At 51.8% G+C, this 13,576-nt stretch carries 14 protein-coding genes; 6 read left to right on the top strand and 8 right to left on the bottom strand.

From position 1 onward, the window contains the following. Positions 1-42: 42 nt before the first annotated feature. Positions 43-1,062, bottom strand: a complete 1,020-nt coding sequence (epd, locus tag OQV04_RS03590; protein ID WP_000218480.1) for an erythrose-4-phosphate dehydrogenase — start codon at positions 1,060-1,062, stop codon at positions 43-45. Positions 1,063-1,433: 371 nt separating this feature from the next. On the opposite strand from epd, the gene OQV04_RS03585 reads away from it, so the two are divergent. The 5 genes from OQV04_RS03585 to OQV04_RS03565 are packed head-to-tail and all read left to right on the top strand — an operon-like array spanning position 1,434 to position 4,510. After that, positions 1,434-1,865 carry a PPC domain-containing DNA-binding protein gene (locus tag OQV04_RS03585; protein WP_000988700.1) on the top strand — a complete coding sequence of 144 codons (432 nt, stop codon included), beginning with the start codon at positions 1,434-1,436 and terminating at the stop codon, positions 1,863-1,865. A 22-nt stretch (positions 1,866-1,887) separates the two neighbouring features. Continuing rightward, a complete protein-coding gene (locus OQV04_RS03580; RefSeq protein ID WP_000124313.1) occupies positions 1,888-2,466 on the top strand; it encodes an ECF transporter S component in 579 nt (192 codons plus the stop codon). Continuing rightward, complete coding sequence (locus OQV04_RS03575) at positions 2,467-3,174, top strand: energy-coupling factor transporter transmembrane component T (protein WP_000553212.1); 708 nt, start codon at positions 2,467-2,469, stop codon at positions 3,172-3,174. Further along, on the top strand, positions 3,162-3,839 hold the full coding sequence (locus OQV04_RS03570) for an ABC transporter ATP-binding protein (RefSeq protein ID WP_032281565.1): 678 nt from the start codon (positions 3,162-3,164) through the stop codon (positions 3,837-3,839). Before OQV04_RS03575 ends, OQV04_RS03570 begins: the two co-directional genes overlap by 13 nt. Continuing rightward, a complete protein-coding gene (locus OQV04_RS03565; protein WP_045176759.1) occupies positions 3,833-4,510 on the top strand; it encodes an ABC transporter ATP-binding protein in 678 nt (225 codons plus the stop codon). The genes OQV04_RS03570 and OQV04_RS03565 overlap by 7 nt, the downstream gene beginning before the upstream one ends. On the opposite strand, the gene OQV04_RS03560 is transcribed toward OQV04_RS03565, so the two are convergent. From OQV04_RS03560 to cmtB, 6 genes are read right to left on the bottom strand one after another with little or no spacing between them, the layout of a single operon-like run. Beyond that, entirely contained in the window at positions 4,482-5,195 is a 714-nt protein-coding gene (locus OQV04_RS03560; protein ID WP_032281561.1) for a nucleoside/nucleotide kinase family protein, read from the bottom strand. The two genes, OQV04_RS03565 and OQV04_RS03560, sit on opposite strands and share 29 nt — an antisense overlap. Then, positions 5,192-5,701 carry a fumarase E gene (fumE, locus tag OQV04_RS03555; RefSeq protein ID WP_032222435.1) on the bottom strand — a complete coding sequence of 170 codons (510 nt, stop codon included), beginning with the start codon at positions 5,699-5,701 and terminating at the stop codon, positions 5,192-5,194. Before fumE ends, OQV04_RS03560 begins: the two co-directional genes overlap by 4 nt. A 21-nt stretch (positions 5,702-5,722) precedes the next feature. Beyond that, positions 5,723-6,688 (bottom strand): class II fructose-bisphosphatase, encoded by a 966-nt coding sequence (gene glpX, locus OQV04_RS03550; protein ID WP_032281562.1) that lies wholly within the window; start codon positions 6,686-6,688, stop codon positions 5,723-5,725. After that, entirely contained in the window at positions 6,685-7,962 is a 1,278-nt protein-coding gene (locus OQV04_RS03545; RefSeq protein WP_247806620.1) for a zinc-binding dehydrogenase, read from the bottom strand. The genes glpX and OQV04_RS03545 overlap by 4 nt, the downstream gene beginning before the upstream one ends. A 14-nt stretch (positions 7,963-7,976) precedes the next feature. After that, on the bottom strand, positions 7,977-9,365 hold the full coding sequence (gene cmtA, locus OQV04_RS03540; protein WP_000428805.1) for a PTS mannitol transporter subunit IICB: 1,389 nt from the start codon (positions 9,363-9,365) through the stop codon (positions 7,977-7,979). Positions 9,366-9,392: 27 nt separating this feature from the next. Continuing rightward, on the bottom strand, positions 9,393-9,836 hold the full coding sequence (gene cmtB, locus OQV04_RS03535; protein ID WP_032281567.1) for a PTS mannitol transporter subunit IIA: 444 nt from the start codon (positions 9,834-9,836) through the stop codon (positions 9,393-9,395). A gap of 377 nt (positions 9,837-10,213) precedes the next feature. On the opposite strand from cmtB, the gene OQV04_RS03530 reads away from it, so the two are divergent. Further along, positions 10,214-11,122: a prohibitin family protein gene (locus OQV04_RS03530; protein ID WP_000646940.1), complete on the top strand. Its 909-nt coding sequence runs from the start codon at positions 10,214-10,216 to the stop codon at positions 11,120-11,122. Positions 11,123-11,341: 219 nt separating this feature from the next. On the opposite strand, the gene tkt is transcribed toward OQV04_RS03530, so the two are convergent. Then, the gene (gene tkt / locus OQV04_RS03525; protein WP_032281569.1) at positions 11,342-13,333 is read right to left on the bottom strand and encodes a transketolase; all 1,992 of its coding nucleotides are present in this window, start codon (positions 13,331-13,333) and stop codon (positions 11,342-11,344) included. Positions 13,334-13,576 lie beyond the last annotated feature (243 nt).

The following is a 13,576-nucleotide window of genomic DNA, read 5'->3' as shown; positions in this document are numbered from 1 at the left end:
CCTCTCGTTGATTCTAAAAGTTTTGCAGACGCTGCTTGCGTCTTACCTGAAAGCAACAGTAGCCATAGCTAACGTCGTGTCGAGCATTCGGTTAGCAAAGCCCCATTCGTTATCGCACCAGACCAACGTTTTGATCAGGTGTGCGCCACTGACCCGGGTTTGGGTGCCATCGACAATGGCACTGTGCGGATCGTGGTTAAAATCTACAGAGACCAACGGCAATTCCGTATAGTCAACTATACCATGAAATGCACCTTGTGCTGCTTTTTGCAGCAACAGGTTGACTTCATTGGCTTTTACAGGTTTCTTCACCGTCACGCTTAAATCGATTGCCGTCACATTTATGGTTGGCACACGTACCGCAATCGCTTCAAAGCGATCGTTAAATTGCGGAAAAAATCGTGTGATACCGGCGGCCAGTTTAGTATCGACCGGAATGATCGACTGGCTGGCTGCCCGGGTGCGACGCAGGTCAGGATGGTATGCATCAATAACCTGTTGATCGTGCATGGCGGAGTGAATTGTGGTCACAGTGCCGGACTCAATACCGTACGCATCATCTAACAATTTGATGACGGGAATTATGCAATTCGTGGTACAGGAAGCGTTAGAAACGATGCGGTGTTCCGCACGAAGTTGATCCTGATTGACGCCGTAAACAACGGTCGCGTCGAGATCGTTACTGCCAGGATGTGAAAAGAGCACTTTTTTGGCCCCGGCGGCAATATGCGCTTCGCCATGCTCGCGGGAGCCATATACGCCGGTGCAGTCGAGGACTACATCAACGCCAAGTTCACGCCAGGGGAGCGATTGCAGTGAACGTTCATGCAATACGCGGATGGCGTCATCACCAACAAAAAGTTGATCGCGTTCCTGTCGTACTTCCCATGCAAAACGGCCATGGCTGGTGTCATATTTCAACAAATGCGCCATGCCCGCAGCATCCGCCAGTTCGTTGATTGCCACCACGGTAATTTCCGCCCGGCGTCCGGATTCATACAAAGCACGAACCACATTACGCCCGATGCGACCGAAGCCATTTATCGCTACGCGTACGGTCATAGATCTCCTGCAAGGTTTTCCCTGAGCAAATTTGCCAGACAGAGTAATCCAGCAAATCGTCCGGGGAAACCTTACCTGTCGCAAACTGCGACTGATTGGTTAATTGTCGAACATTTAATCGACTGAAACGCTTCAGCTAGGATAAGCGAAACGTGGAATAAAAGGAATGATTGTCCAGTCAAAGAAGACAATTATCTGACTTACGTCACGTTTTCAGCCCCGCCCCTGTGGAATTTATTCCACTTTGCAGAATCACGAATAAGCGTAGCAAAATCTTTTCGTTGTGCCGTCACAAACCCTGACTTATATCAGAATATGACTGATGCAGCGTCGATATTATCCGCAATACGTCCGAGTTTCGGAGTACTCCAATGATGACATTGCCCTACCCATATTCTTCCTCCGCACGCTTTTACGCACTGCGCCTCCTCCCCGGGCAGGAAGTTTTTTCCCAGCTACACGCTTTTGCACAGCAGCAGCAACTTCATGCCGCCTGGATTGCAGGCTGTACCGGTAGCCTGACTGACATCGCCTTGCGCTATGCCGGGCAAGAAGGCACCACGCTCCTGAACGGTACATTCGAAGTGATCTCACTAAACGGCACGTTGGAACAGAGTGGTGAGCATCTTCATCTCTGCGTTTCCGATCCACACGGCACGATGCTTGGCGGTCATATGATGCCCGGCTGTACCGTGCGGACCACGCTTGAACTGGTGATCGGTAGCCTTGAGGAACTGGCGTTTAGCCGCCAACCTTGCGCGCTTTCTGGTTACGACGAGTTGCATATTTCCCCCGTTAAATAACTACTTTCAGAGAGGTTTTCTTATGGCGCGTAGCCACTTTTCCAGTCAGGCGCTGGTGTTAATCGTTATATCTATCGCCATCAATATGATCGGCGGGCAACTGGCCAGCATGGTCAAATTACCTATATTTCTCGACTCCATCGGCACACTTATTAGCGCGGTACTGCTTGGTCCGGTGATCGGGATGCTGACCGGTTTACTGACCAATTTACTCTGGGGATTGCTGACCGACCCGATCGCCGCCGCATTTGCGCCCGTGGCGATGGTCATCGGCCTGGTCGCCGGTTGGCTGGCGCGAGCGGGTTGGTTCCGCACCCTGCCAAAAGTCGTTGTCAGCGGCGTGATTATTACGCTTGCGGTAACGGTCGTCGCTGTACCGCTGCGTACTGCGCTGTTCGGCGGTGTCACCGGTAGCGGAGCCGATTTGTTCGTTGCCTGGATGCACTCGATGGGGCAAAACCTGGTGGAGTCGGTGGCGATTACGGTGATAGGCGCGAACCTGGTCGATAAAACTCTTACAGCGGTGATTGTCTGGCTTTTACTGCGCCAGCTGCCGATTCGCACCACGCGCCATTTTCCGGCAATGGCTGCCGTGCGCTAAATGCATCCATTTACCTCATTAACACTATGGGCATTGGCGGCCTGCACCACGCTTATCCTGCCCGCGCAGACCATTTTGCCGATCTATAGCGCGGCGACCTTTTTTTGCCTTATTGCGCTAAAGGCCACGCGGCGGCGGGCAAAATATGTCGCCTGGCTGATGTTCTCGCTGGGAGCCGGGCTGTGGCTGGTACACGGTGGCTGGCTAACAGAATGGCTAAGCGGCACGCCGCGTTCGCCGGAGCGTTGGACGCATGCTATTACGCTCTGGTTGCGGATTCTGGCGATTGTTTCAACCTCACAGTTGTGGATGCAGTACGTCCCCGTGCAATGTTTTATCCGCGCCCTGTTCGCCTCCCGCCTGCCGCCGGGCGTCGCTTATCTGTTTGCCGGGCCGTTATTGGTCGTTGAGCAATTAAAACGGCAATTAGCGATTATCCATGAAGCGCAGCGCGCCCGCGGCGTGCCGCTTGATGAAGGCTGGTATCAGCGTTTACGCGCGATGCCCGCATTAATTATTCCGCTAACACACAATGCGCTAAACGATCTTGCTGTCCGTGGTGCGGCGCTGGATATGCGGGCATTTCGGATCCACAACCGACGAACAACGTTGTGGGCACCAGCCGATAGCACCCTACAACGCGTAGCGCGTTACACCATGATCTTGCTGATGCTGACAGAATTCGGAGCGTGGATATGGTTACGTTAGAACAGTTCCGTTATTGCCCGACACACTCAACGCATCCTCCGTTCTGTTATGACTTTCACTATGTCAAACCGGGGATGGTCGCCATCTTTGGTGACAACGGCAGTGGCAAAAGTACGCTGGCGCAACTGATGGCGGGCTGGTATCCGGACTTTCTGCCTGGAGAGATTGCAGGCACGGGAACGCTCCTCGGTACGCCCGTTGGGCATCTCCCGCTTAATGAACAATCCGCCACCATCCAGCTCGTCCAGCAATCGCCCTATTTGCAGCTCTCCGGCTGTACCTTTAGCGTGGAAGAAGAAGTTGCCTTTGGGCCAGAAAATCTGTGTCTTGCTGAAGCAGAGATTATGGCGCGGATTGATGCCGCCCTGACTCTGACCGAGTGCCAGCCGTTGCGCCATCGTCACCCGGCAACACTCTCCGGTGGAGAGACACAGCGCGTGGTCATCGCCTGCGCCATCGCGATGCAGCCAAAGCTATTAATTCTTGATGAAGCCTTTAGCCGCCTGACGCCGCAGGCCAGCGAAATGCTGTTGCAGCGCTTACAACACTGGGCGTTTGAACGTGGTTCGCTGATTATTCTTTTTGAACGTCATCGCACACCTTTCCTGAACTACTGCCAGCAAGCGTGGCAATTGCAAAACGGAGCGCTCCAGCCACTATGTTAACGTTAAATCAGATAACTTATCGCTGGCCTGACGCGGCAACGGATTGTCTTTGCGACATTTCTCTGCAACTCAAACAAGGTGAATGGTTGGCTCTGACCGGCGACAATGGTGCAGGAAAATCGACGCTGTTACGAGTAATGGCAGGTCTTCTTACGCCCACAGCCGGTACGGTTATGCTGCAACAACAGGCGATGAAAAACCTGAAAAACCGCCAGCGCGCGGCAAAGGTTGGCGTACTGTTTCAGGAAGCGGAAAACCAGCTTTTTCACAGCACCGTCGCTGACGAGATCGCATTTGGTTTGAAACTGCAAAAATGCCCGGCGGATGAAATCACTCAACGTACCAATGCTGCCCTGCAATGCTGTCAGTTAGCAGACACTGCCAGCGCGCACCCGTTGGATCTGCATAGTGCGCAGCGACGGATGGTCGCCGTCGCCTGCCTGGAAGCACTCTCTCCGCCACTATTGCTGCTGGACGAGCCGAGTCGGGATTTTGACGAAAATTGGTTGAGCGTGTTTGAAAGCTGGCTGGAGAAGTGCCGCCAGCGAGGCACGAGCGTCGTAGCAATCAGTCATGACGCCGCATTTACCCGGCGTCATTTCTCTCGTGTGGTGCGACTGGAAGATGGTCTAATCAGGAACATTAATCCACCAGACGATATTCACCCGTAGCGGTCATCATTAAGGTCAAATTTGCAGGTAGACTCTCTTCCAGCACCCGGCGAACATTCGGCCCGTCGGTACGGTCATAAAAAGCTTCTGCGTCTGCCAGCGATACCCCTCCCGCCAGCTTGCGCCCTACCAGTCGTTCCCGCAACGCAGTAGCTGGCGCGTTGATAAAGATCGAGAATTCACAAAATTGCGCAAGCTGGCACCACTTCTCGTCGTCCAGCAACAACCAGTTTCCTTCGACGATGACGAGTGGTGCGGTAACGTGCAACGCATCTTCAACAGGATCATGCTTTTGTCGATCGTACTGCGGCCACGTACAATCCCCTTCCACGACCTGGCGTAGATTTTCCGCCAGTTTCGCAACGTCAAATGTCTCTGGTGCGCCTTTGAAGGGGCGCAATTGATGCGCATCCAGCCAGCTATTGTAATGGTGAAAACCATCCATCGGCAGCGTCTGAATAGCGGGCAGTTCCGGGTCTTGTTGCGCGAGATATTCCCAGAAGGTGGTTAGGGTTGATTTACCCGTCCCCGGCGGAGCGCAAAGAAAAACCACCGTACGCCGCTGCGGATTTACCGTCTGTAAGGCCGCCAACATGTGCAGCAACGGTTTATGTACATTTTCAATCTCTTCGTTCTGGTACTGTGCCTGTATCTTCAGCCCATTCACCGTTAATTCAATTTTCACGGCGTTAATTCCTTTAAGGTGGTCGTTACTGCCAGCGTCAGCGCCGTTTTGACCATTCCGCTAAAACGCGCCTCTGACCAGACGGCGAAATCGGCGAACTTCATCGCTTTCAACGCGTCATAGAGCGTCGCATTGCAGGTTATGCTATTGACGTTGCTGATAAAATCCCAAGTCATGTCATCGGCAAATCCGGGCGTTTCATCCTGTTCTTTCAGGTAATGCCAGTACTGGGAAAAATGCGTGATATCGGCGTACAGCCATTTATCCATTTTCCCCAGCGCATAAATCAAACGCAGTGCAACATCAATATCGTCAAGCGGGCCGCTTTGGGCGAGTAACGGCTTCACTGCATATTCCACGATCTCTTCATCATTATCGACAAACAGCGACGGCAGAAACTGGCGTATTCCCTGGAGCAAAATAGAATGCGCAGTTTTCATAAATGAAAATAAATTGTCCTGTGCATCCAGTTGTTCAAGCACATCATCTTCTGTCAGCGTCGCCATTGGTCTTCCGATAGATCACCATCAATGCAGGGAGTCTATTATATTACACGTTTGGTCCGCGCCGCCGATCAGTAATGTCTGCGTCCGCACCCCATTCGCCGTCTGTTGGATACCGTTCACCAGCTCACCGCCCGTCACGCCCGTAGCGCTAAAGAGGATATCGTTCCCCCTCACCAGTTCATCGAGCGAGTACACACGGTTAACGTCAACGCCCATTGCCTTGCAACGCTTGCGCTCCTGCTCTGCAATCTGCCGATTTTCCGTGTAATCCCCTTTAGCCTGACAAAAATCGATTAATTCCGCCTGCATATCTCCGCCTAACGCTTTGACTGCACAGGCAGAAATCACGCCTTCTGGCGCACCGCCGATGGTGTACATCACATCGTAAGGATTATCCTGCCAGCAGGTCAGCACGCTGGCGGCGACATCGCCATCCGGCAGGGCAAAAACCTTCACGCCCAGCTGTGTTGCTTCTTCAATCGCGGCACTCAGACGCGGTTTATCCAGCGTAACCATGCGCAGCTTGTCCAGCGGTTTACCTAACGCCCGCGCCACGTTACGCAAGTTGTCCGCCAGAGGCAAAGACAGATCAATCGCCCCGGCAGTCAGTCGATTAACAACCAGCTTTTTCATATACATATCGGGCGCATGTAACAGGCTATCTCGAGGGGCGAAAGCCATGACCGCCAGCGCATTGCTCTGCCCCATCGCCACCATCCGCGTGCCTTCAATGGGATCAACCGCGATATCGACTTCTGGCCCATCGCCTTTGCCCACCTCTTCGCCAATCCACAGCATCGGCGCATGGTCAATTTCTCCTTCGCCGATAACCACTCGTCCACGAAAAGCGACTTCGTTTAATGCCTGGCGCATCGCGGTGACCGCCAGGCCATCAATTTTATTTTTGTCGCCACATCCGGTTTGCGGCCAGGCAGCCAACGCTGCCTGTTCCGTAACACGAAATAATGGCCACGCCAGGGACATCATTGCGCGGCCTCCCCGATATCAACGCCAAATTGTGCCAGCAGATATTTCTCGGCCTGTTCATTCCAGATGCCGTGCGTTTCCTCAACCAGCCGCGCCAACTCTTTAAACAGCGGATCGGTTTTGCCTTTTTCGGCAAAATCGGCAATGGCAGTGAGCGGCATGGTCACGCCGTTATAAATGAGTTTTTTACCGCCAGGGATATCCAGCAGATTGAGCACGGTTTCTGGCACCGCATCCAGGCCACCGATATGGGTCACCATAAACGACGGCTGTAACTGCCTAGTGGCGCTAAGGGCAATCGCCTCTTTCATGTCGTCCGTTGAACCGCCGGATGTACCGACAACGTGCGTGCTGTTGTAATGAACGTTGTAGAAATTAAACGGCACTTTGAAGTTTTTATCCGTCGGCCCGGCAAAGAAGTTCAGACAGCCATCTTCCGCCAGTAATTCATCAGCCATCTCAACGACAGCAGGCACCGCCGCATAAACAAAAATGTCATCGAACCCGGCATCTCCTGTCAGCGCCCGCAGCATCTGGACAGGATCGCTCATCCCTTTGGTATTCACATACACCAGCTCAATGCCTTTACTGGCCGCCAGTTCCACCGGCAGCAGCTTCTGTACCTGCGCCAGACGTTTGTCGTCGATATCGACCACCACCACCCGCGACGGTTGTATGCCGCCGTTAATGGCGTAATCGATAGCGCCAATGCCCATCGGACCTGCACACGCCAGCAGTGCAATATTGCCGCCAGGTTTGACGCCCATGCGATGCTCATAAACATATTGCGTGGTGTGATAATTGGCATGATAAGCACCAATAATGCAGCACATAGGCTCTGCCAGCGACGCCGCAGCAAAATAAGAGCCGTGATACGGTAATACGCAGCCCAAATTAATGGCGATTTCGGGAATAATCATATAAGTGGCATTGCCGCCAAAATATTCGTAGCTGTAGCCCGCTGAATATCCGCTTGGTAACCCCATCGCCGGTTGCAATACAAAACGCTGGCCTTTTTTATATTTGCCAGTGAGATTTTTACCCACTTCGATAATAACCCCGGCACATTCATGCCCGGTAATGACCGGATGATTTTCTAAATCGTCGGGTACGCGTTTATGTTCACTACCGAGTAACGCCGCTTTCCAGGTGGATAAACAGACGCTGTCAGAAATCACACTCACCAGTAATTCATTATCGGTAATTTCTGGCAGTTCAAATTCGCGCAGACGGACATCCCGCTTGCCATAAATAGCAGCAACTTTGGTTTTCATTTTTACCTCTGTAATCAGTGTTTATGTTCGGCGGTTAATTGATTAAATAAAGTGTCGAGTTTTGGATCGCCAATATAGTTATTAATCAATATCAGTGGTTTATCCGTCACACGTTTCACGCGCCCTTCCAGACTGGCATGAGTAACGACGATATCCGCATCCGCAGGCACGTTTTCTATGGCGTAATGTTTTACTTCAATTGCCAGCCCCGCTTTTTCCAGGCGTTTACGGAAGGTGGTCGCGCCCATCGCACTGGAGCCCATCCCCGCATCGCAAACAAAGGCGATACGCTTAACCCTGCTTAACGAGAATGCACCCTCTTGTTTCATCGCCTTAACCGCATTGGCTGACTGAGCAAACTCATCTTCGCTCTCCGTTTCCACCGTTTTTTCCATCTTCAGTATCAGCGAAGTGATAGCAAAGGACACCAGGGTACCTACCGTAACACCGGCAATTGTCGCCAGGAACGAACCTTTCGGCGTCAGCGCCAGGTAAGCAAAGATAGACCCCGGACTTGGGCCAGCCACCAGACCACCGTCCAGTAAGTTAAACATCCAGGTGCCAGACATACCGCCCGCAATCATGGCAATAATAGTCAGCGGCTTCATCAGCACATATGGGAAATACAGTTCGTGGATGCCACCGAGGAAGTGAATAATCATCGCCCCGGGCGCAGAACGTTTACTCATCCCTTTACCAAACAAGGTAAACGCCAGCAGCAGCCCCAGGCCCGGACCTGGGTTAGAGGCCACCATAAAGAAGATGGATTTACCGTTAACCGAAGCCTGTTGCATTCCCAGCGGATAATAGACGCCCTGATCGATCGCATTATTAAGGAAAAGCACTTTCGCCGGTTCATTGATGACTGACAGCAGAGGCAGATAACCCGCATGTACCAGCGCCTCAATACACTCTTTGACGAAAGTATTGGCAATTAACACCGCCGGGCCGATCACTTCAAAACCCAGCAGACAAAGGAGCATCCCCGCGATACCTAATGAGAAGTTATTGATAACCATCTCAAAACCGGCAGGTATGCGTTTTTCCAGTGCCTTATCAACATATTTTATGACCAGACCACCGAGCGGCCCCATAATCATTGAGCCAAGGAACATCGGGATCTCTGCGCCGACGATCACACCAATAGTACCTATTCCGCCCATGACCGCGCCGCGTTTACCGCCGACCAGATGACCACCGGTAGAACCAATCATCACGGGCAATAAATAGGTAATCATCGGGCCGACAATTTTGGCGAAATGTTCGTTAGGCAGCCAACCGGTGGGAATAAATAACGCAGTAATAAAACCCCAGGCAATAAAAGCACCAATATTGGGGATGACCATTGCAGTCAAAAAGCCCCCAAAAGCCTGGACCTTTGCACGAGCAGACTTGTTTTCCATAATATTATCCTGTAGAGGAGAGAGTAATTATCCGCGGCTGATAATGTCCGCTAATTGTTTTTCTGATGATGCTGTTAAGAGTTGTTCGAGTATTTCTTCTTCGCACAGTAATTCACTTAACGCCTGAATAGCGCCAATGTGCGAATCGGCATCGGCAGCAGAGAGTCCGATGAGTAATTTAATTGGTTCGTCATTCCCCGGAAAATAAACACCTTGTTCAAGTAATGTCAAAGACATCCCGGTTTTAAGCGCCCCACATTCCGGTCGCGCATGAGGCATTGCCACGCCTGGTGCGAGAATATAATAAGGGCCATTGTTGATGGTGGAATCTTTAATAGCCTGAATGTAATTCTCGCTGATATAGTTTTTATCCAGCAATGATGCCATCGAGAAATCGATAGCTTCCTGCCAATCTTTTGCTGAATGTATAACTGAGATTGATGATTCTGGAAAATAATCACTAAGCCGCATAAATTATCCTTATTTTATTTTTAGGGTGCCGTCCGGCGGTAAAAATAAAATACTCGTGCGGTTTAATGAAAGCAATTGGGTACGCGAGAAGAAAAACCCCATAAACCAAAATAATAAAACCTTAAATAACAACAATATGAAATTGATATCTTTAAAGTCAACTTTGTATTTGTTATGTTTATCACAAAATCAACATTTTGTTTGTTATTGTATTTGTGATGCATATCTCTATTTATTTATTGAATGTTCGAAAACATACTTTTCTAATGCAATGTTTTTTCGCTATACCCCTTTATAGAATCTGAATTCTCACCTGTCGGCTGTTTTCTCCTCATCTCATGTGACATATTCCCACACTTTACTCAAGGAAGATTGTCATGAAAGCACCTGTTTCATTAACCTCATTTCGCCCACAAAAATCTCTTGCTATCGCCATCGGCGTGCTTGCCGTGGTTGTGCTGCCATTTCTCTCGTATTACACCGTTAATGAAGGTGAACGCGGCATTTTGCTGCGCTACGGAAAAATCGTAAAAGTTGCCGAGCCGGGTCTGGGTTTTAAGATCCCGTTTATGGAAAGCGTGGAGAAAATTTCCACGCGTAATCAGGCTGTGGTCTATCAGGGATTACAGGCCTACAGCCGCGACCAGCAACCGGCACAAATGACAGTATCAGTCAGCTTCCACATTAAACCTTCAGAAGCAGGCGCGGTTTATACCACCTACAACACCATTGAAGCATTAAAAGATCGTCTGATTGTCCGTCAGTTGCCAACTCAACTGGAGAACGTTTTCGGCCAATATACCGCCATCAGCGCTGTACAGGATCGTACAAAACTGGTTCAGGATCTGCAAAATGCCATGCGCAAAGCCGTTGTTGGGCCAGTGGTAATTGACGGGGTCCAGATTGAAAATATTGATTTTTCTGACGCTTATGAAAAGTCGATTGAAGACCGAATGAAAGCAGAAGTCGCCATTGCCACGCGTAAGCAAAATCTGGAAACAGAGAAAATCCAGGCGCAAATAGCGGTAACTCAGGCCCAGGCAGAAGCAGACAGTAAACTGGCGGCAGCCAAAGCAGAAGCGGAAACTATTCGCGTAAGAGGCGCGGCAGAGGCTGAAACTATTCGTTTAAAAAGTGCGGCTGAAGCAGAAGCAATCCGCCTGCGCGGTGAAGCTCTGCGGGATAATCCCGGACTTGTAGCCCTCACCACTGCCGAACGTTGGGACGGTAAACTGCCCGATACCATGATCCCCGGCAGCACAGTTCCGTTTATCTCTACTAAGTAAAAAAAGGGCCGCTTTCGCGGCCCTTGAGAGTGATGGCAAAAGCAAAACTGCCTGATGCGCTACGCTTATCAGGCCTACATACTTCCTGCAATATATTGAATTTGCACGATCTTGTAGGTCGGATAAGGCGTTCACGCCGCATCCGACATGAACAACGCGCACTTTACCAATAATCTAAAGGGCCGCTTTCGCGGCCCTTCTCACAAAACGTCTTACTGATTACAGCAGCGCTTTTGCTTTCGCAACAACGTTATCAACAGTGAAGCCGAACTCTTCAAACAGCAGCTCTGCCGGAGCAGATTCACCGAAGGTGGTCATACCGACGATAGCACCGTTCAGGCCAACATACTTGTACCAGTAGTCAGCAATACCCGCTTCTACCGCAACGCGTGCAGTAACCGCTTTCGGCAGTACGGATTCACGGTAAGCCGCATCCTGCTTGTCGAATGCATCGGTAGACGGCATGGAAACCACGCGCGCCTTCACGCCTTCGGCAGTCAGTTTTTCGTAGGCGGCAACAGCCAGTTCAACTTCCGAACCGGTCGCGATGAAGATCAGTTCCGGCTGACCGGCACAGTCTTTCAGCACATAACCACCGCGCGCGATGTTTGCCAGCTGCTCTTCAGTACGCTCCTGCTGCGCCAGGTTCTGACGGGAGAGGATAAGCGCGGTCGGGCCGTCCTGACGCTCAACACCGTATTTCCATGCCACTGCAGATTCAACCTGGTCACATGGACGCCATGTAGACATGTTCGGGGTCACGCGCAGAGAAGCAACCTGCTCTACCGGCTGGTGAGTCGGGCCATCTTCGCCCAGACCGATGGAGTCGTGGGTGTAAACCATCACCTGACGCTGTTTCATCAGCGCAGCCATACGTACGGCATTACGTGCGTATTCTACGAACATCAGGAAGGTGGAGGTGTACGGCAGGAAGCCACCGTGCAGGGAGATACCGTTAGCAATCGCGGTCATACCGAACTCGCGAACACCGTAGTGGATGTAGTTACCCGCAGCATCTTCGTTGATTGCTTTAGAACCAGACCACAGGGTCAGGTTAGACGGTGCCAGGTCAGCGGAGCCGCCGAGGAATTCCGGCAACAGCGGACCGAACGCTTCGATAGCATTCTGCGACGCTTTACGGCTGGCGATTTTCGCCGGATTAGCCTGCAGTTTAGCAATGAACTCTTTCGCTTTCGCGTCGAAGTCAGACGGCATTTCACCTTTCATACGACGGGTGAATTCAGCCGCTTCCTGCGGGAAGGCTTTGGCGTAAGCCGCGAATTTCTCATTCCAGGCAGCTTCTTTCGCCTGGCCTGCTTCTTTCGCATCCCACTGCGCATAGATTTCAGACGGGATTTCGAACGGTGCGTATTTCCAGCCCAGCTGTTCGCGGGTCAGAGCGATTTCTGCATCACCCAGCGGCGCACCGTGGGAGTCGTGAGTACCGGCTTTGTTCGGGGAACCGAAACCGATGATGGTTTTGCACATCAGCAGGGACGGTTTGTCAGTCACTGCGCGCGCTTCTTCTACTGCGCGTTTGATGGATGCTGCGTCATGACCGTCGATGTCGCGAATAACGTGCCAGCCGTAAGCTTCGAAACGCATTGCGGTGTCGTCGGTGAACCAGCCTTCAACGTGACCATCAATAGAGATACCGTTGTCATCGTAGAACGCAATCAGTTTACCCAGCTTCAGCGTACCCGCCAGAGAGCAAACTTCGTGGGAGATGCCTTCCATCATGCAGCCGTCGCCCATGAAGGCGTAGGTGTAGTGATCGACAATGTCGTGGCCCGGACGGTTAAACTGCGCCGCCAGCGTTTTTTCTGCAATCGCCATACCTACTGCGTTGGCAATACCCTGCCCCAGCGGACCGGTGGTGGTTTCCACACCAGCGGTGTAACCCACTTCCGGGTGGCCCGGAGTTTTAGAGTGCAGCTGACGGAAGTTTTTCAGTTCTTCCATCGGCAGATCGTAACCGGTGAGGTGCAGCAGGCTGTAGATCAGCATGGAGCCGTGGCCGTTGGACAGCACGAAGCGGTCACGGTCAGCCCAGGACGGATTCTGCGGGTTGTGTTTCAGGAAATCACGCCACAGGACTTCGGCAATGTCAGCCATACCCATAGGGGCACCCGGGTGACCGGATTTGGCTTTCTGTACTGCGTCCATGCTCAGCGCACGAATAGCATTGGCAAGCTCTTTACGTGAGGACATTTTGACTCCAGATCGGATGATGAAGGGCACGCCCTTAACGACTTGACGACAGCGCGTTTTGGGCTACGCCGGAAAATTTGCCAACAATTTACCGCAAGCCGCGCGTCATGTACATGGAACATCCTTTTGCCGCTTCAGAAATCTCTGGATCATGCTCGCATGTTGCGCAATCTACTCGCCCGTCCGCTGCGCTTTTCCTTATACTGAGACTGAGCGTCGGTTCACCTGCAAACGGCGCATTTT

Source organism: Escherichia sp. Lx600-2, assembly GCF_036662595.1.
Classification (GTDB): domain Bacteria; phylum Pseudomonadota; class Gammaproteobacteria; order Enterobacterales; family Enterobacteriaceae; genus Escherichia; species Escherichia coli.
This window is presented reverse-complemented; position numbering and strand designations above follow the sequence as displayed.

What these genes read in the sequence shown, in the direction of transcription:
- epd (WP_000218480.1), bottom strand. Translation starts at nt 1,062, where the DNA reads ATGACCGTACGCGTAGCGATAAATGGCTTCGGTCGCATCGGGCGTAAT.
- OQV04_RS03585 (WP_000988700.1), top strand. Translation starts at nt 1,434, where the DNA reads ATGATGACATTGCCCTACCCATATTCTTCCTCCGCACGCTTTTACGCA.
- OQV04_RS03580 (WP_000124313.1), top strand. Translation starts at nt 1,888, where the DNA reads ATGGCGCGTAGCCACTTTTCCAGTCAGGCGCTGGTGTTAATCGTTATA.
- OQV04_RS03575 (WP_000553212.1), top strand. Translation starts at nt 2,467, where the DNA reads ATGCATCCATTTACCTCATTAACACTATGGGCATTGGCGGCCTGCACC.
- OQV04_RS03570 (WP_032281565.1), top strand. Translation starts at nt 3,162, where the DNA reads ATGGTTACGTTAGAACAGTTCCGTTATTGCCCGACACACTCAACGCAT.
- OQV04_RS03565 (WP_045176759.1), top strand. Translation starts at nt 3,833, where the DNA reads ATGTTAACGTTAAATCAGATAACTTATCGCTGGCCTGACGCGGCAACG.
- fumE (WP_032222435.1), bottom strand. Translation starts at nt 5,701, where the DNA reads ATGGCGACGCTGACAGAAGATGATGTGCTTGAACAACTGGATGCACAG.
- glpX (WP_032281562.1), bottom strand. Translation starts at nt 6,688, where the DNA reads ATGATGTCCCTGGCGTGGCCATTATTTCGTGTTACGGAACAGGCAGCG.
- OQV04_RS03545 (WP_247806620.1), bottom strand. Translation starts at nt 7,962, where the DNA reads ATGAAAACCAAAGTTGCTGCTATTTATGGCAAGCGGGATGTCCGTCTG.
- cmtA (WP_000428805.1), bottom strand. Translation starts at nt 9,365, where the DNA reads ATGGAAAACAAGTCTGCTCGTGCAAAGGTCCAGGCTTTTGGGGGCTTT.
- cmtB (WP_032281567.1), bottom strand. Translation starts at nt 9,836, where the DNA reads ATGCGGCTTAGTGATTATTTTCCAGAATCATCAATCTCAGTTATACAT.
- OQV04_RS03530 (WP_000646940.1), top strand. Translation starts at nt 10,214, where the DNA reads ATGAAAGCACCTGTTTCATTAACCTCATTTCGCCCACAAAAATCTCTT.
- tkt (WP_032281569.1), bottom strand. Translation starts at nt 13,333, where the DNA reads ATGTCCTCACGTAAAGAGCTTGCCAATGCTATTCGTGCGCTGAGCATG.